At 62.7% G+C, this 20287-nt stretch carries 17 protein-coding genes; 13 read left to right on the forward strand and 4 right to left on the reverse strand.

Annotated elements, in window-relative coordinates:
* The first annotated feature begins 77 nt into the window (after positions 1-77).
* A complete protein-coding gene (locus J2R99_RS13740) occupies positions 78-1220 on the forward strand; it encodes a DUF2336 domain-containing protein (protein ID WP_307155717.1) in 1143 nt (380 codons plus the stop codon).
* 3 nt (positions 1221-1223) lie between these two features.
* Here J2R99_RS13740 and J2R99_RS13745 read toward each other — a convergent pair whose 3' ends face one another.
* Positions 1224-2003, reverse strand: a complete 780-nt coding sequence (locus J2R99_RS13745) for an NAD kinase (RefSeq protein WP_307155004.1) — start codon at positions 2001-2003, stop codon at positions 1224-1226.
* Between the two features lie 144 nt (positions 2004-2147).
* Between J2R99_RS13745 and cutA the strand changes: the two genes are divergently transcribed.
* Complete coding sequence (cutA, locus tag J2R99_RS13750; RefSeq protein WP_307155005.1) at positions 2148-2513, forward strand: divalent-cation tolerance protein CutA; 366 nt, start codon at positions 2148-2150, stop codon at positions 2511-2513.
* The gene (locus J2R99_RS13755) at positions 2510-3034 is read left to right on the forward strand and encodes a P-loop nucleotide/nucleoside kinase family protein (protein ID WP_307155006.1); all 525 of its coding nucleotides are present in this window, start codon (positions 2510-2512) and stop codon (positions 3032-3034) included. The genes cutA and J2R99_RS13755 overlap by 4 nt, the downstream gene beginning before the upstream one ends.
* A 20-nt stretch (positions 3035-3054) precedes the next feature.
* Here the strand turns inward: J2R99_RS13755 and J2R99_RS13760 are convergent, their stop codons facing one another.
* The 3 genes from J2R99_RS13760 to J2R99_RS13770 form a co-directional block, all read right to left on the reverse strand.
* Positions 3055-5229 carry a putative bifunctional diguanylate cyclase/phosphodiesterase gene (locus J2R99_RS13760; RefSeq protein WP_307155007.1) on the reverse strand — a complete coding sequence of 725 codons (2175 nt, stop codon included), beginning with the start codon at positions 5227-5229 and terminating at the stop codon, positions 3055-3057.
* Positions 5230-5387: 158 nt separating this feature from the next.
* A complete protein-coding gene (locus J2R99_RS13765) occupies positions 5388-7037 on the reverse strand; it encodes an alpha-amylase family protein (RefSeq protein WP_307155008.1) in 1650 nt (549 codons plus the stop codon).
* A gap of 28 nt (positions 7038-7065) precedes the next feature.
* On the reverse strand, positions 7066-8658 hold the full coding sequence (locus tag J2R99_RS13770; RefSeq protein ID WP_307155009.1) for an alpha-amylase family glycosyl hydrolase: 1593 nt from the start codon (positions 8656-8658) through the stop codon (positions 7066-7068).
* 298 nt (positions 8659-8956) lie between these two features.
* On the opposite strand from J2R99_RS13770, the gene J2R99_RS13775 reads away from it, so the two are divergent.
* From J2R99_RS13775 to J2R99_RS13820, 10 genes are all read left to right on the forward strand, one after another.
* Positions 8957-10072, forward strand: coding sequence for a transporter substrate-binding domain-containing protein (locus tag J2R99_RS13775; protein ID WP_307155010.1), 1116 nt, complete (start codon positions 8957-8959; stop codon positions 10070-10072).
* A 181-nt stretch (positions 10073-10253) separates the two neighbouring features.
* Complete coding sequence (locus J2R99_RS13780; protein WP_307155011.1) at positions 10254-11477, forward strand: hydantoinase/carbamoylase family amidase; 1224 nt, start codon at positions 10254-10256, stop codon at positions 11475-11477.
* Positions 11478-11491: 14 nt separating this feature from the next.
* On the forward strand, positions 11492-11743 hold the full coding sequence (locus tag J2R99_RS13785; protein ID WP_307155012.1) for a hypothetical protein: 252 nt from the start codon (positions 11492-11494) through the stop codon (positions 11741-11743).
* Positions 11744-11962: 219 nt separating this feature from the next.
* Positions 11963-12106 carry a hypothetical protein gene (locus J2R99_RS13790; protein WP_307155013.1) on the forward strand — a complete coding sequence of 48 codons (144 nt, stop codon included), beginning with the start codon at positions 11963-11965 and terminating at the stop codon, positions 12104-12106.
* A 3-nt stretch (positions 12107-12109) separates the two neighbouring features.
* Positions 12110-12199, forward strand: a complete 90-nt coding sequence (kdpF, locus tag J2R99_RS13795; RefSeq protein ID WP_307155014.1) for a K(+)-transporting ATPase subunit F — start codon at positions 12110-12112, stop codon at positions 12197-12199.
* 9 nt (positions 12200-12208) lie between these two features.
* Positions 12209-13930 carry a potassium-transporting ATPase subunit KdpA gene (gene kdpA, locus J2R99_RS13800; RefSeq protein WP_307155015.1) on the forward strand — a complete coding sequence of 574 codons (1722 nt, stop codon included), beginning with the start codon at positions 12209-12211 and terminating at the stop codon, positions 13928-13930.
* 95 nt (positions 13931-14025) lie between these two features.
* Entirely contained in the window at positions 14026-16062 is a 2037-nt protein-coding gene (gene kdpB / locus J2R99_RS13805) for a potassium-transporting ATPase subunit KdpB (protein WP_307155718.1), read from the forward strand.
* Positions 16063-16070: 8 nt separating this feature from the next.
* On the forward strand, positions 16071-16682 hold the full coding sequence (gene kdpC, locus J2R99_RS13810) for a potassium-transporting ATPase subunit KdpC (RefSeq protein WP_307155016.1): 612 nt from the start codon (positions 16071-16073) through the stop codon (positions 16680-16682).
* Positions 16679-19378 (forward strand): ATP-binding protein, encoded by a 2700-nt coding sequence (locus J2R99_RS13815; protein WP_307155017.1) that lies wholly within the window; start codon positions 16679-16681, stop codon positions 19376-19378. Before kdpC ends, J2R99_RS13815 begins: the two co-directional genes overlap by 4 nt.
* Complete coding sequence (locus J2R99_RS13820) at positions 19375-20067, forward strand: response regulator (RefSeq protein WP_307155018.1); 693 nt, start codon at positions 19375-19377, stop codon at positions 20065-20067. Before J2R99_RS13815 ends, J2R99_RS13820 begins: the two co-directional genes overlap by 4 nt.
* Positions 20068-20287: the final 220 nt, after the last annotated feature.

Below are 20287 nucleotides of genomic sequence, written 5' to 3' on the forward strand. Positions count from 1 at the left end.
CTGCGCCAAAGCCGACGCTATGGTGAACCGATCATTAATCATCCCTGTGCACGATCGACATGCAGGAGATTGTCTTGATGATCGTCGAACGGTTTTTGACCTGGATCGAAAGTGCCGCACCGAGGCGACGTGTGGAAGCCGCGAGTGCTTTGGCGCGCGCTTTTCTCACCTCCGAATTGTCGCCGGAGGAGCATGACGGCCTCGAAGCGGCCATGACCATCCTGCTCGACGATCCGAATCGCCGTGTGCGCCTGGCGCTCGCGGAACAGCTCGCAGACAGCGAGATGGCGCCGCACCACGTGATTCTTGCGCTCTCGGCGGATCATTTCGAAGTCGCGACGATCGTGGTCGAGCATTCGCCACTTCTCCTCGATGGCGAACTCGTAGATCTCGTGGCGACGCGGGAGCCGGAAGTGCAGGCGGCGATCGCGCGTCGCAGAACCGTATCGCGTGCGCTTGCCGCCGCGATCGCGGAAGTCGGCTGCCTGGAAGCCGTGATGGATCTCCTCTGCAACGACGGGGCCTGCGTGGCGCGCTTCTCCCTCGACCGTATCGTCGCGCGCTATGGCCACGAGGCGGAGCTGCGCGAGATGCTTCTGGCACGCAGCGATCTGCCTGTGGGCGTGCGTCAGGTTCTTCTGGAAGATCTGGCTGACAGCCTCTGCGCCTTTGTCACGGCGAAGGGCTGGCTTTCCCCGGTGCAGGCGCGTGCGGTAGCCGACGAAACGCTCGAACGGGCAGCGCTCGTTCTGGCCGAAGACGCCGGGCCTGCGGGCCTAGTGCAACTCATCAACCGACTTCTCGATTCGGCGCAGCTGACCCCCGTGCTTCTCGTGCGAGCGGCGGTTTGCGGACAGATCGATTTTTTCGAGCAAGCGATCGCCGCGCTTGCCGATATGCCGCGGCGGCGGGTTTCCGCTCTCGTGGCCGCCGGGCGCTCCTCCGGGCTCGGCGCACTTCTTCGAAAGGCTGGACTGCCCGCGAGCGCCGTGCCCGTCATCGTGACTGTCATGGAGGTTCTGCGCGACCTCGATTGCGAGGTCGGGTCGGGCCACGATTATCGGCGCGCCACCAGGCTGATCGACGCCGTTCTCCTGCGTTACGGAGCCCAGCCGACAGGCGAGCTCGACGATCTTCTCGCCTTGCTGCGGCGTCTCGCGATGGATGCAAAGCGTGATGCCGCGCGCGGCTACGCCCTCCAGATCAAGGCTGCCGCCTGACCCTCAGTAGCGGAACTGCTCGGCCAGGATGCGCTCGTCCCAGCCGTGGTCCGGATCGAACATGATAAAGCCGGTCAGCGTCTTGTCTTCGACGATCGAAACCTGACGCACGCTCTTGAACTCCGTGTGGTCGGCGACCGCATTGACCGGCCGCTTGTCGGTTTCGAGCACTTCGAGCGTCACTTCGGCCCGATCTGGCAAAAGGGCGCCGCGCCAACGACGCGGCCGAAACGGGCTGATCGGGGTCAAGGCCAACAAAGGCGCATTGATCGGAATGATGGGCCCGTGGGCGGAGAGGTTGTAGGCCGTCGAGCCCGCCGGTGTCGCGAGCAGGATGCCGTCGCAGATGAGCTCTTCGAGGCGCACATGGCCGTCGATGGTGATCTTTAGCTTTGCGGCCTGATAGGATTGACGGAAGAGTGCCACTTCGTTGACGGCGCGCGCCGTGATCGTCTCTCCGTCCGAGGTGAGGACGCTCATACGCAGCGGGTGGACCGGTTCCACCTTTGCTTCCGAAATGCGTTCCATCAGGCCTTCCGGCCGGTATTCGTTCATGAGGAAGCCAACGGAACCGCGGTTCATGCCATAGATCGGCTTGCCCGAATCCATGTGCGCATGAAGCGCCTGCAGCATCAGCCCGTCGCCGCCGAGAGCCACGACGACATCGGCGTCGTGGGGCGGGACCTCGCCATAGGTTTCGCGCAAAAGGTCTGCCGCCCCCACGGCCTCGGGCGAATCGGAGGACATGATGGCGATCTTCTTAATCGGCGATACGATCGTCATGACGGGCTGTCGGTAGCGGCGGTTGTGGCTGGCCCATGTTCAGGCCACGCTTCGCCTAGCACGGAGCCGGCCGCTTCGGCAAAGCTGTAGTTGTGGGTGAAACCGACCGAGCCCTGTGAAGACGCGAATCAAAGGCGAACGATCATGAACGAGGAAGCGCAGCGGAAACACGCGCCGGGTGGATCGCAAGAGAGCGGGCAGTTGATGCTTCTCTATATTCCCTGCCCGGACATGGGGACGGCGAAAGAACTCGCCGCAGCCGCGGTTTCTGAAAGGCTGGCAGCCTGCGCCAATATTCTCCCGACAATGGTCTCTGTCTATCGCTGGCAGGGCGCCATCGAGGACGAGGAGGAGACGGTGCTGATCCTGAAGACACCGCCGGAGAGAGAGGCGGAGCTGCGTCGCCTCATCGAGGCGAGGCACCCTTATGACGTTCCGGCCATCCTGACGCTTGCCGCGGTGCGGGTGAACACACCTTATCTTGAATGGGCGCAGGCAGAGACTGCATGAGCCGCGGGCAAAAACGGGGGCTCCTCGTGTCGTTCTCCGGTCTTCCTGGCGTCGGCAAATCGAGCATCGCGCGTATGCTTGCCGCGGAGATCGCGGCCATCTGGCTTCGCATCGATTCCATCGAGAGTGCCATTCGCGCGTCCAGCGTCGTGGAGGGCGATATGAAGGATGCCGGCTACCGCGCGGCCTATGCCGTCGCCGCGGACAATCTCGCCCTCGGTCATCGCGTCATCGCCGATTGCGTCAATCCGTGGATGCTGACGCGCGATGCATGGCGCAATGTCGCGTTCGCGGCCGATGCAGAGCTTTTGGAGGTGGAGATCGTCTGCACCGATCGTGACGCGCACCGCAATCGGGTCGAAACCCGGAGGTCGGCGGCGAACAACTGCGCAGGACCGACCTGGCAAGAGGTTGTGGAACGGGACTATCGGCCCTGGATACGTCCCGTCGGGATCGTCGAAACCGCGGAGAGAGAGGTGGGCGACTGTGCCGCAGAAATCCGGCACATGCTGGCGCTTTAAGCGGCTCGAAGCATACGAAATCAGGCGGCGCCGCGTTGCCTTTCTTCAATCAACATTTCGCTGATCGCTTCTGGCGGCACCGGCCCGGAAAATAAGAAGCCCTGGATTTCGTCGCAGCCGATGAAACGCAGATATTCGCGCTGCCGCTCGGTTTCGACGCCTTCGGCCGTCACCAAAAGTCCGAGCGCGTGGCCGAGCTCGACGATCGCGTCCACGATCGCGGTCGAATCGGCCGTTTCTCCGATTGGTTGAACGAAGGAGCGGTCGATCTTCACTTTGTCGACCTTCAGCATTCTGAGCCGGTTGAGGCTCGAATAGCCCGTGCCGAAATCGTCGAGCGCGACCCGCACGCCCTGGCTTCTCAGATGCAGCAATTCCTCAGCAGCACTTTTGCCTTCCTTGAGGAGGACGCTTTCCGTGATTTCGATTTCGATCTGGTTCGGATTCACCCTCTCCTCGCGCATGATCCGGAGCAAGCGCCCGGCAAGTCCATGCCGCTCGAAAGAGCAGGGGGAAATGTTCACGGCGACGGTTAGCTCCGGCCATTTTCGGGCCTGACGGCAGGCGTGGCGCAGAACCCACTCGTCGAGCTTTGCCACGAGACGGGTGTCTTCGGCGAGACCGATGAAGGCGCCGGGCAGAAGGAAGCCGAGCCGCGGGTGACGCCAACGCAGGAGCGCCTCCACCCCGCAAATCTCGCCGTCGCGCCCTGACACTTGCGGCTGATAGTGGAGAACGAGATCACGGCCGCCTCGCGCGAGTGTCGCTGCCAATTCTTCTTCTATGAGATGGCGGGCGCGCAAGGCTGCGTCCATCTCCTGAGAGAAGGCGACGAAGCGGTCGCGGCCTTCGCGCTTGGCCGCATAAAGAGCGATATCGGCGCGCCTCAGAGATTCGCTTCGGGGCAGGTCCGGATGAAGAAAGGTGTAGCCGATCGATACGCCGACATGGGCCGTGCCTCCTTCGATCGTGAAGGGCGCGCTGGCGCATGAGAGAATGCGCTCGCATATCGTTGAGATGTCTTCTCGCGTGCCGAGATTGCGAAGAAGGATGGCGAACTCGTCGCCGCCGAGGCGTCCGAGCATATCCTTTTCGTCGAGCAGGCGTGTGACCCGGACCGCGAACTGTCGGATGACATCATCGCCTGCGGGATGACCGTAGGTATCGTTCACTTCCTTGAAGCGGTCGAGGTCGGCGAAAAGGAGCGCGATGGTCTCTTCGCCTGCCAGGGGGAGGACGCGTTCCAGCCGTTCGATCAGGCCCGAACGGTTCGGCAGACCGGTCAGCCCGTCATGTGACGCGAGATGGAGCGCTCGAAGTCGTCCAGCCTCGATCTCGGCCGAGCTGCGGTAGATACTGCGCGCATAGAAGGCGATGAGAGCGAGCATAGCGAGGCCCGCGATCACAGCTGTCGGGAGCACCTGGTTGAGGATTTCGCGACCGGGCAGTTCGGGTTTCCAGGTAAGATAGGCGAGCGTGTTGCCGTTGTCGTCGAGAACCGGGAGAGACGTTTCGTCGAACCTCTCCGCCTCGTTGGGCTGGATGCGCGCCTTGGCCAGGAGGTAGCCGTCACGGATGTGGTCGAGGAAGGCACGATCCACGAACTGCACGCTGACGAGTACGTATTCCTCGCCTGGCATGACACGCAGCGCTTCCGAGTAAGACAGGAGCGGCAGGAGGCTGATGATCGCGGGCCGCCCACCGACCATCTTGACACTGCGCTCGACGACAGCGTCGCTTCCTTCGACTTCTGCGAAACGACGGTGAAGGTTTGCCAGTTCGGGCGCCATGATGGGCAGCACCTCTGAGGCTGTCTCGAGGTCCGCCGCCATGCCTTCTTCCATGACGTAGATCGGGCGGCCGTCAGGAGCCACGACAAGGGTCCGATCGTGGCCGAAAAAGGCATACATCCATTCGCCGAGATTCTCGTGAATCCAAGGCATATCTCGGGCTTTGACCGCCTCCACGGCCTCATCCCACCATGTGACGCTTTTCTGCTCCTCTGAGACACGCGCCGTCTGAGCCTCCATGGCATGGCGCACGAGCTGCTGCTGTCTTTCGATGGAGACGTGGTCCGTCCCCACGAGCGCTTGCAGCACGACGAACAACATCCCGCCGACAGCCAGGAGGGCGAACAGGCTCATCACCCACAATACGTGGGTGGAAAGCGCTTTCGCCTTGCGGATAGCTCCCATATTGCGACCTCTTTCAACCGAGACCTAATGAGATAGCTATCTGAGCTGAAGCTGGTGTCCTGAACGCCAGCGGGCCGGGCAGGGCGAAACGTGGTTAAAAAAAGACGAATTTTGCGCGGGACTTTGTGCATCCGCGAGGCGGCCTCTGCGGCTCGCTGTCAGCGTCGCTCCTGGTCTGGCCGCAGCCAGGCGAAGCCGTAGGGAGGGAGCGTCAGGCTCGTGCCCGGCTTCAAATTGCGAGGGGGCACGCCTTGCCCGAAGAGAACGGAGGTATAGGCGGTCTCGTCGGTGTCGGTTCCCTGAACGGGTTCGAGTGTCACCTCTACAGCCTCGTCGGAAAGGTTGTGATAGGTGAGGGTGACGTTTCCCTTCCATTCGCTGCGCATTGCAAGAATCCGCGTGTCGCCGTCCATCACTGTCCATATTCCCCATCCGATTTCGGGCAAGGAACGGCGAATGCGCACGAGTTCGCGAACGAAGGAGAGCAACGAGTCCGGGTCGTGCATGGCGTCGGCGATGTTCACCTTGTCGTAGGCGAAGGGTCCATCGTTCAGGACAGGGCGGACCAGATCGTCGGGATCGGCTGAGGAAAAGCCGCCGTTCTTGCGGTCCGACCATTGCAACGGCGTGCGCACCGAATTGCGCTCCTCAAGGCTCTGATCGTCGCCCATGCCGATTTCCTCGCCGTACCAGATGACGGGTGTCCCGGGCAGAGCGAACATGAGGGCGTAGGCAAGCTTGAGGCGGCGGATATCTCCCTCGAGCATTGGCGCGAGGCGGCGACGGATACCTCGGTCATAGACGATCATTCCGGGGTCCGGCGCCATGGCGTCGAAGACCTCCTGGCGCTCCTGCGAGGACAATCGGCCGAGATCGACCTCATCATGATTTCTGAGGAAGGAGCCCCACTGACCTTCGACCGGCAGATCCGGCATGATCGACATAATGCGGCGGATCGGCTCGGCATCCTTGCGCGTCATGGCCAGGAACATGTGCTGGTTCAGCATGAAATTGAAGACCATGTGCATACGGTTGCCGTCTTCGCCGAAATAGCTCGTCACCTCCTTCATGCTGACGTTGGCTTCGGCGAGAAGGACCGATTCCGCCTTCCGCCATGAGAGAAAGCGGCGCATGTCGGAGAGATATTCGGCCGGATCGCGGGCCGGAGCGTGATCGAGGCCGAGATATTCGATCAGGAAGGGCACGGCATCGATACGGAAGCCGGAGACGCCGAGCTGCAGCCAAAAACCCATGATCTTGTCGATCTCTTCGCGCACGGCCGGGTTGGCGATGTTGAGATCGGCCTGATGCTTGTAGAAGCGGTGCAGATACCAGGCCTTCGCCTTCTGGTCGTAGGTCCAGATGGCCTCCTGCACGCCCGGGAAGACGATGCCGTCGTGGATGTTTTCCGGTTTTTCCTCCGACCACACATACCAGTCGCGATAGGGCGAGTTCGGGTCGGAACGGGCGGACTGAAACCACGGATGGTCCGTCGAGGTGTGGTTGACGACGAGGTCGACGAGGACACGCAGACCTCTATCCGCCGCTGCGCGCGTGAAGGCGACAAAATCCCCGAGGGATCCGAGACGCGGATCGACATTGTAGAAATCGGAGATGTCGTAGCCGTTGTCGCGGTTGGGGGAGGGGTAAAACGGCAGGAGCCAGATGCAGGTCGCCCCCAGAGCCTCGATGTGGTCGAGACGATCGGCAAGCCCCCGGAAATCACCCACGCCGTCGCCATTGCCGTCCATATAGGCGTCGACATCAAGGCAATAGATGACAGCGTTCTTGTACCAGAGATCGAGCATTGCGTGGGTTCCTGCCTGAGAATGGAGGTCAGTTGGTGAGGTCGACGATGAGGCCTTCGTTTGCGGAGATCTCGAGGGCGCCCGAGATCTCTTCGCCCGCCTTTCTCCCGAGGCAAGAAAGCACGACGCGGCCACGTGTTCCTTCATCGAGCATCAGGCGATGCGCGGCGCTGCCGAGGTTGAGGACGATGAGTATGCTCTCGCCTTCGTGCTCGCGACGGAAGGCGAGGATGTCTCCTTCGGCCGTCACGGGCCTGTATCGTCCAACCGAAAGAGCCTTTCGTTGGCGCCTCAACTCGAGCAATTGCTTATAGAGGCAGAGAAGCGAGGATCGATCCTGCTTCTGTGCAGCCACGTTGCGAGTTGGCTCGCGGTGGTCCACCGGCAGCCATGGCTCGGCGTTCGAAAATCCGACGCGGTCGCTGTCATCCCATTGCATCGGCGTGCGAGCCGGATCGCGGTTGAAGCCGAGGCCGGGCTCGTTCTTCTCCCATGGATCCTGGACCCGCTCGGGAGGGATCGGAACCTGTACCATGCCGATTTCGTCGCCGTAATAGAGCGTCGGCGTGCCACGAAGAGTGAGAAGGAGCATAGCCGCGACCCGCGCCTGATCCGGACCGAGACGGTCGGCGATGCGCGCCTGATCGTGGTTTCCGAGCACCCAATTCGGCCAGCCACCTTCGGGAAGTGCCGTCTCGTATTCCTGGATAAGACTGTCGATGTGGCGGGCATCCCAGGCCGATTGCAGCAGCTGGAAATTGAACGGGAGATGCGCGCCTTTGAGGTCGGAGCCGTAATAAGCCATCAACCGCTCGATCGGCAGATAGATTTCGCCGATTAGAACGCGGTCGTCGTATTCCTCCAGCACGGCGCGCATCTCAGCGATCACCTCGTGCACTTCCGGCTGGTCGCAGGAATGAACCTCGAGCAGACGGTTGAGTTCGCGTTGATGCGGCTCGTAAGCGGGGTTGATCGGGTTGTCGCGGAGCTCCTGGTCCTTGATCAGATGCCAGATGACGTCGACGCGGAAGCCATCGACGCCGCGGTCGAGCCAGAAGCGCAAGGCGTCGTGCATGGCCCACCGCACTTCCGGGTTTCTCCAGTTGAGGTCAGGCTGCTCCTTCAGGAAGGCATGGTAGTAGTATTGCCCGGTCGCTTCATCGAACTGCCAGGCGCTGCCACCAAAATTGGAAATCCAATTGTTCGGCGGGCCGCCGTCCGGCGCGGGATCGCGCCAGATATACCAGTCCCGCTTTGCGCTATCGCGCGAAATGCGGCTTTCCTGGAACCAGGGATGCCGGTTCGATGTGTGGTTCGGCACGAAGTCCAGGACGAGTTTCATCCCCGCCGCATGGATGTCGGTGCTCAGGCGATCGAAATCCTCAAGCGTGCCGAAGATCGGATCGACATCGCAATAATCGGCAACGTCGTAGCCGAAATCGGCCATGGGCGAGGGATAGAAGGGCGATATCCAGACAGCGTCGACGCCGAGCCAGGTGAGATAGGGAAGGCGCTGGCGGATGCCTTCCAGGTCGCCGATGCCGTCGCCATTCGAATCTTGAAAAGACCGCGGATAAATTTGGTAAATCGTTCCATGCTGCCACCACAGAGTGTCGGACATCTCGCCTCTTTCTCTCGCTCTTTCTTTGCTGTGAAACCGTCGTCGTCCGTCGCAAGCTGAACGCGCGAGGCCGGCTGAGGTTCGCATCTTCGGAAAACCGATTTCGCTTGGAGGATAGCGGGTTTCGCGGACCGGAAAGCTGCTGTCCCCAGATCGTGTTAGGCGGCGGCTAAGACATCTTGACGAAGATGTGGCCGGAGCAATCGAAAACCCGAAGAAGGCCACCCAGGGGACAGTTTCAGTGAATTCATCAATTTGCTTTGTTTTCGAGAGACGGGGTGCTGCGCTGTCTCATCTCGTGAAATTTGCGCTTGTTCTCGTATTTATGAGTTTTGCAAGCAGCGCTTTTGCCCAGACCTCGGATGGCGAACCCACTGCACTTGATCAAGCGACGGGGGATCTTGCATCGCCGCGCGCGGTCGATGTCGGGCTCTACATGAGCCCGCCTTTCGTCATGGAAAAGGACAAGCGTTATGAGGGCATGGCGATTGATCTCTGGGAGACAATTGCCGGCCGTCTGAACTTCAAAACGGACTATCAAACCTATCCGACGATTGCGGCGCTTCTCGATGCGACGGCCTCCGGTGAGATCGACGTTGCGGTCACAAATCTCTCCATCACCGAACAGCGTGCCCACCGGATCGACTTTACCTATCCCTGGTTCGATGCCGGTCTTCGGATCATGATCAACGAGGATGCCGGCGCTGGGTTCAGCGAGGTCGTGTCAGGGTTGAGAGACAGCGGCTATCTGAGAGCCTATCTCTGGCTCGCCTTCGTCATTCTCGCGGCCACGGTGGTGACCACTATCTATTATCGCCGCTTCGATCCGGAATTTCCGAAGACGTGGCCAGATTCGCTTGCCGAGGGCTTTTACTCCGTCATGTCGGTGGCGACATCCGGCCGCGCTCCGATCCGAAAGAATCTGTTCGGCTGGGTCGGCCGGGTGTGGGCGGCTCTTTGGCTCGTCTGCGGTGTCGCTGTCGTCGCCTATCTGACGTCGACCGTCACGAGCGTCATGACGGCGATTTCGATCAATAGCCAGATCGATAGTCTTGCCGATCTGCCGGGAAAGACCGTCGGGGTGTTCAAGGGTGGCGTGTCGGAGGCTTTCGCCCAGCAGGCCTTTCTCGAGACGCGGGCCTACAATGATCTCGACGACGCTGTCGCTGCTCTCCTCGACGGGGACGTCGACGCGATCATCGCCGATGCGCCCGTCCTGGAATACTACGCCCACACGCATCAGGACGAGCCGCTCGACGTCGTCGGGCCGATCTTCGAACCGGACAAATACGGTTTCGGCGTAAGTCGAAATTCCGGTCTGACGCGGGATTTGACCGTCGAGGTCATCTGGGCCGAAGAGAGCGAGTTGGTGGAACGTTTGCGCACGCAGTATTTCGGCGACGATCCCTCCTGAGTTTTCTGCATCGTGGTCGGTGTGCTCTGCTGCCGCCGGAGGTGCCGATGTGCGTGGTAGTGCCGCTGGCGCTCGACGCCGGCTGCGATCCGCGCCATGAAGGTGCCTTTATTTGTTCGCGGCAGTCGGGGCGACGCATCGATCGCTCTGGCTTCGTCAGCGCCAGAATGAAGAGCCGGCAGTGGTTGAGATCAAAAGTGAGCGACTGATCGCCGATTTGCGGCGCCTGGCCGAATTCGGAAAGTACAGGACCGGTGTCGATCGGATCGCCTTTTCGCAGGCCGATGTTGCCTCGCGTGACTGGCTCAAGCAGAGACTGGGCGAAATCGGCCTCGTCGTGCAGCAGGATCGTTTCGGCAATGTTTACGGCGCGTGGCCGGACGTCGACCGGGCGCTGCTGCTCGGTTCGCATTCCGACACGGTGCCGCGTGGCGGCTGGCTCGATGGTGCCATGGGCGTCATCTACGCGCTCGAAGTCGCGCGGGCATTTCGCGAGAGTGGCATGAGCGTGCCTGTCGGTATCGACGTGATCGCCTTCCAGGATGAGGAGGGTACCTATCTGCCTCTCCTCGGCTCCAAGAGCCTCGCCGGGCTCCTATCGGAGGGTGACGTTGGGCATGCGCACCGATCGGATGGCGAGGCGCTCACCTCTGCCATCGCATCTGCAGGTTTTTCGGGCGATCCGATCGTCGCCGACAGACATCGCCTCATTGGCTTTCTTGAGGGCCACATAGAACAGGGCCCACGGCTTCTCGCCGCCGGGCGGAGGATCGGCATCGTCACCGGCTTTGCCGGCACACGCCGAATGAGCGTGAAGGCGGAGGGGCGTGCAGATCACGCCGGAACCACGCCAATGACGATGCGCCGCGATGCCGGCCGCGCGATCTTCGCTTTCGCGTCCTGGGTGGATTCGGCCTTTCTGGAACTCTCCGGAGCGGAGACCGTGTGGAATATCGGCAGTGTGGCGCTGAGGCCGGGCGCCCCGAACGTCGTGCCGTCTCGGGCCGAACTTGCGCTGGAATTTCGCGACGGCGACCTGGGGCGGCTGGAGCGGATGGAAGCGGCCGTGCACGACAAGGCGGCGGCCCTTCAGCGCGAGACGGGTCTCACGGTCTCTGTCGATGTGACCACGCGAGTGCCTCCGACGACGACCAATTCGCAGCTTGCGGAGGAGCTTGCCGCGGCGGCTGTCGATCTCGGCGAACAGCCGATGAGGCTTGCAAGCGGGGCCGGTCACGACTGCATGATCATCGGCCAGACGATGCCGGCGGCGATGTTCTTCGTGCCGAGCATCGGTGGGCGCAGCCATGATATCGACGAAGATACGGCGGAAGAGGATATCGTCTTCGGCTGCCGGGTGCTGGCTCGTGCAGTCGAGCGACTGATTTCAAACGAGCTGCCGTGACGAGAGGAGCAACGATGCGCGCCATTCACCGTCGACAGGACACTTCCGCTTCGAACGTCACCTCGAAGGTCGTGACGCAAGCTGCCTTGGCGCTTGGTCTTTTCGCCTTTCTCGGAACACTTGGCGGGTGCGGGATGGGGCGCACGGTGTCGGATACCTCCAACACTTTCGATGACCTTTCCGGTCTCGCTCAGAAATGGCACGAGCCGGACGGGAAGGCAGGCGACGGGAGCCCGGCTTCCGAAACGGAGCCCGCATCGCGCTAGCCTCGGGCGAGGCAGTCCGACTGAGAAGTCCGGAGTCGTCTCAACAACTTCGGCTGAAACGTTCATCCATCATCGCGGCTGAGAGCGGGCAGGGCGCTTCGCCTGTGAAGTGCTGACGGCTTGCCGGCTGAGATTTGCACGACGTCCTGGTCTTCCGAAGGAGGCTCGACGTCACCTCCTTCATTTATGTCTCGTTGATGCGACCCGCCAAAAACGCGAATGGCCCGTTTATGGCCTCTGCTCCCATCCTCCGGTCACGTTCCGGATGATGGAGATGAAATGCTCGACGTCTTCTTTGTCGGCCTTGCCCTCGGCTTTTTCGCTGTCGCGGCGCTCTCGCTGCGCATCATCGAGAGGCTTTGAGCGATGGCTTTCGACCTTGTGCTCGGTGCCATCGTGGCACTCGCCCTTCTCGCCTATCTCGTCTGGGCGCTCCTCAATCCCGAAAAGCTCTGAGGCGCGGCCATGTCTTCCGACATCCTACTCTTTATCGTCTATGGCCTCGTCGTCACGGCGCTCGCCTGGCCGCTCGGGCTCTTTATGGCGCGGCTCTTTTCGGGAGAACGAACACTCCTGACGCCGGTCCTCGGCCCGATCGAGCGGCTCTTCTACCGCGCTGGCGGCATCGATCCTGACACGGGTCAGAATTGGGCACGCTATGCGGCCGCCTGCCTCGCATTCAACGCGGTCGGCTGGCTGATCCTTTATGCGATCCTTCGGCTGCAAGGTCACTTGCCGCTCAACCCGCAAGGCTTTGGGGGGCTTGCGCCCGATCTCGCCTTCAACACGGCGGTCAGCTTCGTCACCAACACCAACTGGCAGGCCTATGGGGGCGAGACGACGCTCTCGTATCTCAGTCAGATGGCGGGTCTGACGGTGCAGAACTTCGTCTCGGCCGCGACCGGCATCGCCGTCGGCGCCGCCGTCATCCGTGGCTTCGCCGGGCGTGGCTCTGCCGGCGGGGATGCACGCAGTCTCGGCAATTTCTGGGTCGATATCACCCGGGCGGTCCTCCACCTGCTCTTGCCGCTCTCGATCCTCTTCACGCTCTTTCTCGTCTGGCAGGGCGTGCCGCAAAACCTTTCCGCCTATGTGGACGCCACGACGCTTGAAGGCGCGCGGCAGACGATCGCACAGGGTCCAGCCGCGGCGCAGATTGCCATCAAACAGCTCGGCACCAATGGCGGCGGTTTTTTCAACGCCAATTCCGCAGTGCCTTACGAAAATCCAACGCCGCTTTCGAATTTCGTCGAGATGGCGGCAATCCTACTCATCCCGGCGGCCTTCACGTTCATGTTCGGGCGTATGGTGCGCGACATGCGCCAGGGCGTGGCGATCTTTGCCGCCATGGGCATCCTCTTCCTCGGCGCGCTGGCGCTCACCTATGGGGCGGAAAGCGAAGGCAACGCGCTCTTCGCGAATCTTCCCGTCGAGCAGGCAACCGGCAACATGGAGGGAAAGGAAGTTCGCTTCGGCGTCGGCGAATCGGCGCTTTGGGCGACGGCGACGACCGCCGCGTCCAACGGCTCCGTCAATTCCATGCACGACAGCTTCACGCCGCTCGGAGCGCTCGCGCCGATGCTGCTCATGCAGGTCGGGGAAGTGGTCTTCGGCGGTGTCGGCTCCGGCTTCTACGGCATGCTCGCTTTCGTCGTGCTGACGGTCTTCCTTGCCGGATTGATGGTCGGGAGAACGCCTGAATATCTCGGACGCAAGATCGAGACGAAAGAGGTGAAGCTCGCCGTCATTGCCTTCCTGGTGATGCCGCTCGGCGTCCTCGTTTTCGGCGCCGCGGCCGCGACGATCCCGGTGGCGCTCGCCTCGCTCCAGGACAAAGGCCCGCATGGGCTTTCTGAGATCCTCTACGCCTATTCCTCGGCGACGGGGAATAATGGCTCCGCCTTTGCGGGATTTAGCGCCGCCACGCCCTTCCACGACACTCTCCTCGGCATTGCCATGCTCCTCGGCCGCTACGTCTTCATCGTGCCGATGCTGGCGATCGCCGGCTCGCTGGCGGCCAAGAAGAAGGTCGCGGCCTCGGCCGGCACATTTCCGACGGATGGTCCTCTCTTCGTCACGCTTCTCGTCGCGGTCGTCCTGATCCTCGGCGGGCTCACCTTCTTTCCGGCGCTCGCCCTCGGGCCGATTGCCGAACACACGGCGATGCTCGCCGGGGAGACGTTCTGATGCCGCGAGCTCCTTCGCATGCCGCAAACCACGGCAATCTTCCGAGCGCCGACACTGCGGCCCTCCATCAGCAGCCTGTCAGAAAGCCTGGCGCCATGCGCAGAAAGCCCGACATTTCTCTCTTCGACATGCAGGTGACGGGACCGGCGATGCGCGTCGCGCTCGTCAAGCTCGACCCACGTCATCTGATGAAGAACCCCGTCATCTTCGTCACGGAGGTCGCGGCGGCGCTTTCGACGCTCCTCTTCCTGCGCGGCCTCGTGAGCGGTGCCGGCGAGACGGCGGTGGTGGGCCAGATCGCAGCCTGGCTCTGGTTCACGGTCTATTTCGCGACGTTTGCTGAAGCGATGGCGGAAGGTCGTGGCAGGGCGCGAGCCGACACGCTGCGGGCGACGCAGACCGAAACGCCAGCGAAGCTTCTCGTCTCCCTCGATGCGACGGAGACGCGGACGGTTTCGAGCCACACGCTGAAACCCGGCGATCTCGTTCTCGTCGAAGTGGGAGACATCGTCCCGGCGGACGGCGAGATCGTCGACGGCATCGCATCGGTCGACGAATCGGCGATCACCGGCGAATCCGCCCCGGTCATTCGCGAGGCGGGCGGCGACCGCTCCGCCGTCACCGGCGGCACGCGCCTCGTGTCGGACTGGCTCAAGGTCAAAGTGACGTCGAAGCCGGGCGAGACGTTTCTCGACCGCATGATCGCGCTCGTGGAGGGAGCGGAGCGGCAGAAGACCCCGAACGAGGTGGCGCTCGGGATCCTGCTTGCCGGCATGACCATCATCTTTCTGATCGTCACCGCGACGCTCGAGCCCTTCCTCCTCTATTCGGGGGCGACGGTGCCGGTGGCCTTCCTGATCGCGCTTCTCGTGACCCTGATCCCGACGACGATCGGAGGTCTTCTCTCGGCGATCGGGATTGCCGGAATGGACCGGTTGGTGAAGGCGAACGTCATTGCCAAGTCCGGTCGGGCCGTGGAGGCGGCAGGCGATGTCGACACGCTCCTTCTCGACAAGACCGGAACGATCACTTTCGGCAACCGGATGGCCGACGATTTTCTGCCGGTTTCAGGGACCGACGAACGGCAACTTGCCGAGCTGGCCCATCTCGCTTCGGCGGCAGACGAGACGCCGGAAGGAAAATCGATCGTCGACCTTGCCCGCAAGCGCCTCGGCCGGCAGATCGATCACGACGATCGCGTCGTGACGACCATTCCGTTTAGCGCGCAGACCCGTATTTCAGGGGCTGATCTGAAAGACGGACGCGAGATCCGCAAAGGGGCGAGCGACGCGATCCTCGCCTGGTGCGATAAGGCCGCGACGCCGGAACTCTCGCGCTTCATCGAACGCATCGCCCGCTCCGGCGGTACTCCTCTCGTCGTTGCGGCCGACCGCAAGCCGATCGGCGTCGTGCATCTGAAGGATGTTGTAAAACCCGGTATCCGAGAACGTTTCGCCGAGCTTCGGCGCATGGGGGTGCGCACCGTCATGGTGACGGGCGACAATCCGCTGACGGCGGCCGCGATCGCGGCCGAAGCCGGCGTCGACGACTTTCTGGCGGAAGCGACTCCGGAAAAGAAGCTCGAACTCATTCGTGCCGAGCAGGCGGGGGGCAAACTCGTCGCCATGTGCGGCGACGGCTCCAACGATGCGCCGGCGCTGGCGCAGGCCGATGTCGGCGTCGCGATGAATTCCGGGACACCCGCCGCCAAGGAGGCCGGCAATCTCATCGATCTCGACAGCGATCCGACGAAACTCATCGAGATCGTGCTGGTCGGTAAGCAGCTCCTGATCAGTCGAGGCTCGCTCACGACCTTTTCGATCGCCAATGACGTAGCGAAATATTTCGCGATCCTGCCGGCGATTTTCGTGGCCGCTTATCCCGGTCTCGCAGCGCTCAACGTCATGCGACTGGAAAGCCCGGCAAGCGCCATCCTCTCGGCGGTGATCTTCAACGCGCTCGTCATCATCGCGCTCATTCCGCTCGCCTTGAAGGGCGTGCGCTATGCGCCGGCGACGGCCGCGAGCCTCTTGCGGCGCAACCTTCTCATCTACGGCCTCGGGGGGCTCATCGTGCCCTTCATCGGCATCAAGGCCATCGACCTTCTCATCACCTCCATCGCCATCGTCTGAGCAAAGCCATGATCGACCAGCTTCGTCCCGCCATCGTTTTTTCGCTCCTCATGACCGTCCTTCTTGGCGTCTGCTATCCGCTCGCCATGACCGGTCTCGCTCAGACGTTGTTTCCGGCCGAGGCCGCCGGCAGTCTCGTCGAGCGCAACGGACAGGTCGTGGGCTCCAGTCTGGTTGCCCAGACATTCTCCGCTCCGGGCTATTTCCATCCGCGGCCGTCCGCGGGCGATGTCGATGCCGGCGCGTCCGGAGGCAGCAATCTCGGCCCCACCAGTGCGGCCCTTCTCAAGCGGGTTTCGGCCGATGCCGAAAGGCTCAGCCGCGAGGCAGGCGGTGCGCGCGTGCCCGTCGATCTCGTCACGACATCCGGCAGCGGCCTCGATCCGCACATCTCTCCAGAAGCGGCCTTCTTTCAGGCGCCGCGCGTCGCCAAGGCGCGAGATCTTCCCCTGCAGCAGATGCGCGACCTGGTCAGGCATCATGTCGAGGGGCGCAGCCTCGGACTTTTCGGGGAGGCGCGCGTGAATGTTCTTGCGCTCAACCTGGCGCTCGACGAGCTTCGGCCGGCCGGGAATAACGGCGTGCCGGTGGCGGAAGGGGCGAGCAGCAGGACACAATGAACGAGCCGGATAACCGTCCCGAGCCCGAGGCTCTTCTCGCGGAAGCGTCGCGGGAAGGGAGGGGGCGGCTCAAGATTTTCCTCGGTGCGGCGCCCGGCGTCGGCAAGACCTATTCCATGCTCGAAGCGGCGCGCGAGCGCCGCACCGCGGGTCTCGACGTTGCTGTCGGCGTCGTTGAGACGCATGGCCGTGCCGAGACGGAACGTCTCGCAGCCGGGCTTGAAACCATCCCGAGACGGCGTGTCCTCTATCGCGGCCGGTTTCTCTCTGAGATGGACGTCGATGCGATCCTGAAGCGCCGCCCAGGCTTCGTCCTCGTCGACGAGCTTGCCCACACCAACGTTCCCGAAAGCCGCCATCCGAAGCGCTGGCAGGATGTGGAGGAACTGATCGGCGCGGGCATCGACGTCTATACGACGCTCAACATCCAGCACCTGGAGAGCCTGAACGACGTCGTCGCGCGCATCTCCGGCGTGCGTGTGCGCGAGACGGTACCCGACCGCGTCGTCGAACTGGCGGATGAGATCGAGCTGATCGACCTGCCGCCTGACGAGCTGATCGAAAGGCTGAGAGAGGGCAAGGTCTACGTTCAGGACCAGATCGCGCGGGCTATCCAGAATTTCTTCTCCAAGGGCAATCTGACGGCTCTGCGCGAGCTTGCCATGCGCGTTGCTGCCGACCGCGTCGATGCGCAGATGATGGCGCATATGAAGAGCCACGCGATCCCTGGGCCGTGGCCGACGCAGGAGCGAATCCTCGTCTGCGTCAACGAATCGCCGGTCGCCGGAGCGCTGGTGCGTGCGGCCAAACGGGCTGCCGATCGTGGCCGCTTCCCGTGGATCGCCGTGAACGTCGTCACCCCCGCTTCGGAGAGCCTGCCGGAGGCTGCAAAGGACCAGATCGCCGAGACGCTAAGGCTCGCCGAGACCCTCGGTGGCGAAGTCGCCTCGCTCAACGCGGAATCGCGTATCGCGCAAGAGATTCTCTCTTTCGCCCGCTCGCGCAATGTGAGCCGTATCGTCGTCGGCCGCCCGCGCATGCGCACTTTTTCGGCACGGTTCTTTCGCGAGAACGTGGCGAACGAGATTATCCGGGCCGCGAGGGATTTCGAGGTTACGGTGATTGCCTCGGATGCCACGCAAGCGCGCCGCGACAAGGTGAGGGCGCCGCATCTCTTTCCGACCTGGGAGGCGGAAGCCTATGGGGTGGCGACCCTCGCCGTTCTTGCGAGCAGTGCGATCGGTGCGGCGGTCCATAGGGCGCTGCCGGTCGAGAGCCTGTCGCTCCTCTATCTCGCTTCGGTGATCGCCATCGCCACGCGCTACGGGCTTTGGCCTTCGATCTATGCGAGCGTCCTGTCCTTCCTCGCCTACAATTACTTTCTGACCGAGCCGTATTATACGTTCAGCGTCCACAGCGAGACTGTGGTCCGCACCCTTTTTCTCTATCTCGCCGTGGCGATCGCGACCGGAAATCTCGCGGCACGGTTGCGGGCGCAGGTGAAGGCACAGCGCAACATCGCGCGCCGTACGGCCGCGCTCTACGATTTCAGCCGCAAAATCGCGAGCGCGGCGTCTCTCGACGACGTCGTCTGGGCGGCCGTCCATCACGTCGCCTCGACGCTGAACTGCTCGTCGCTCATCCTCGGGCCAGGCCCGGAGGGGCAGCTGACCATCCTCGGCGGCTATCCGCCTGAGGATCAGCTCGAGGCGAAGGACCGCGGAGCGGCCGAATGGGCCTGGGAGCACGGTGAAATCGCCGGCTGGGGCTCGCCGACGCTGCCGGCGTCCTCCTGGCTTTTTCTGCCCTTGAAGACGGCACATGGCAGGGAAGGGCTGCTTGGCGTCAGCTTTGCGCGCTCACAGCCGCTCGCCCCCGACGAACGTCGTCTTCTGGAAGCGCTGGTCGATCAGGTGGCGATCGCCGTCGAGCGCACCCGTTTGGCGGCCGACATGGAGGAGACGCGGCTTCTCTCTGAAACGGAGCGGCTTCGCGCGGCGCTTCTGTCGTCCGTCAGCCATGATCTGCGCACACCGCTCGTTTCCATCATCGGAGCCGCGTCGGGTCTCCTGGAGGCCGATGAAGCCCTTGGCCCATCCGGTCGCGTGGCGATGGCCGAGACCATCCGCGACGAGGGTGAGCGGCTCAACCGCTACATCCAGAACCTCCTCGATATGACGCGTCTCGGCTATGGCGCATTGCAGGTCCGGCGCGACTGGGTCGACATGCGGGAAGTGGTGGGGCGCGCCGTTCGTCAGCTTCGGCGGCGCCTTGCGGGACACCGGCTCGCCATCGAGCTGCCGCGTGACTTGCCTATGGCTGCGGGCGATCCCGTACTTCTGGAACAGGTCGTTGCGAATCTTCTCGACAATGCCGCGAAATACGCCGAGCCCGGCACGGAGATCGTGGTTTCGGGCCGCGTCGAGGCCGGACAGCTTCATCTGTCGGTGCGCGACGAAGGCCCCGGAATCCCGATCGAGGATCGCGCCAGAGTGTTCGACATGTTCTACCGTGTGCGTGCCGGTGACGCGCAAAGAGCCGGCACCGGCCTCGGGCTCGCCATCTGCAAGGGCATCGTGGAGGCACATGGCGGCGAGATCGCCATCGGTGCGGGCTCGGGCGGCCGCGGAACCGTCATAAATGTGAAGCTCCCTCTCGCTCCCGAGATGCCGAAGAAGGCGACGGCAGAACCATGAGCGCCACGCGTATCCTGATTGTCGACGACGAGCCGCAGATCCGGAAGTTCCTCCGGGTGGCGCTCGGAGCGCATGGTTTTGAGGTTTTCGAGGCGGAGAATGGCCGCAAGGGGGTGGAGGCTGTCGCCTTGAAGGAGCCCGACCTCGTCATTCTCGATCTCGGTCTGCCCGACATCGATGGCAAGGAGGTGATCAGGCGCCTTCGCGAATGGTCGAACCTGCCGATCCTCGTCCTCTCGGTCCGGGAAGGCGAGGACGAGAAGGTCGCCGCCCTCGATGCCGGGGCCAATGATTACGTGGTCAAGCCTTTTGGGATTCCCGAGTTTCTGGCACGCGTGAGGGTCCTCCTGCGTCCTGCGCGAAAAGCCGGGGAGGACAGCGCGGAAATCGTCGTCGGGGATCTGAAGCTCGATCTTGCCCGCCACGAGGTGTCGCTGGCGGGAGAGAGGCTCCGACTGACGCCGAAAGAATTCGAGCTTCTCGCCTACCTGATGCGCAATGCCGGTCGCATCCTCACCCACCGGCAGATCCTGACGAGCGTCTGGGGGCCTGCGAATGCCGACGACGTGCAGTATCTGCGCGTCTTTGTCGGGCGTCTGCGGCAGAAACTCGGCGATGATCCGGCGAGCCCCCGCTACATCCTGAACGAGCCCGGGGTCGGCTATCGCTTCCTGCGGCCGGACGAGTGAGCGCGGCGTGCTGGGGGATTGTCTGAAACGCAATCCGCTAAGATATAAAAAATAAATAAAACAATATTTTATGTGCCATTTCTGAGTTTTCGCCCGAACAAAATGCCTGCGGAATTGGGCCCGTGACGACACTTTTGGGGACCTCTCATCATGAGGAACCTGCGCGGTGCCAGACAACGTCGGATGCCGCCGCGGGCGTTGCGGCGGCGACATGAAAATT

This window comes from Rhodopseudomonas julia, from assembly GCF_030813515.1.
Taxonomy (GTDB): Bacteria; Pseudomonadota; Alphaproteobacteria; order Rhizobiales; family Afifellaceae; genus Afifella; species Afifella julia.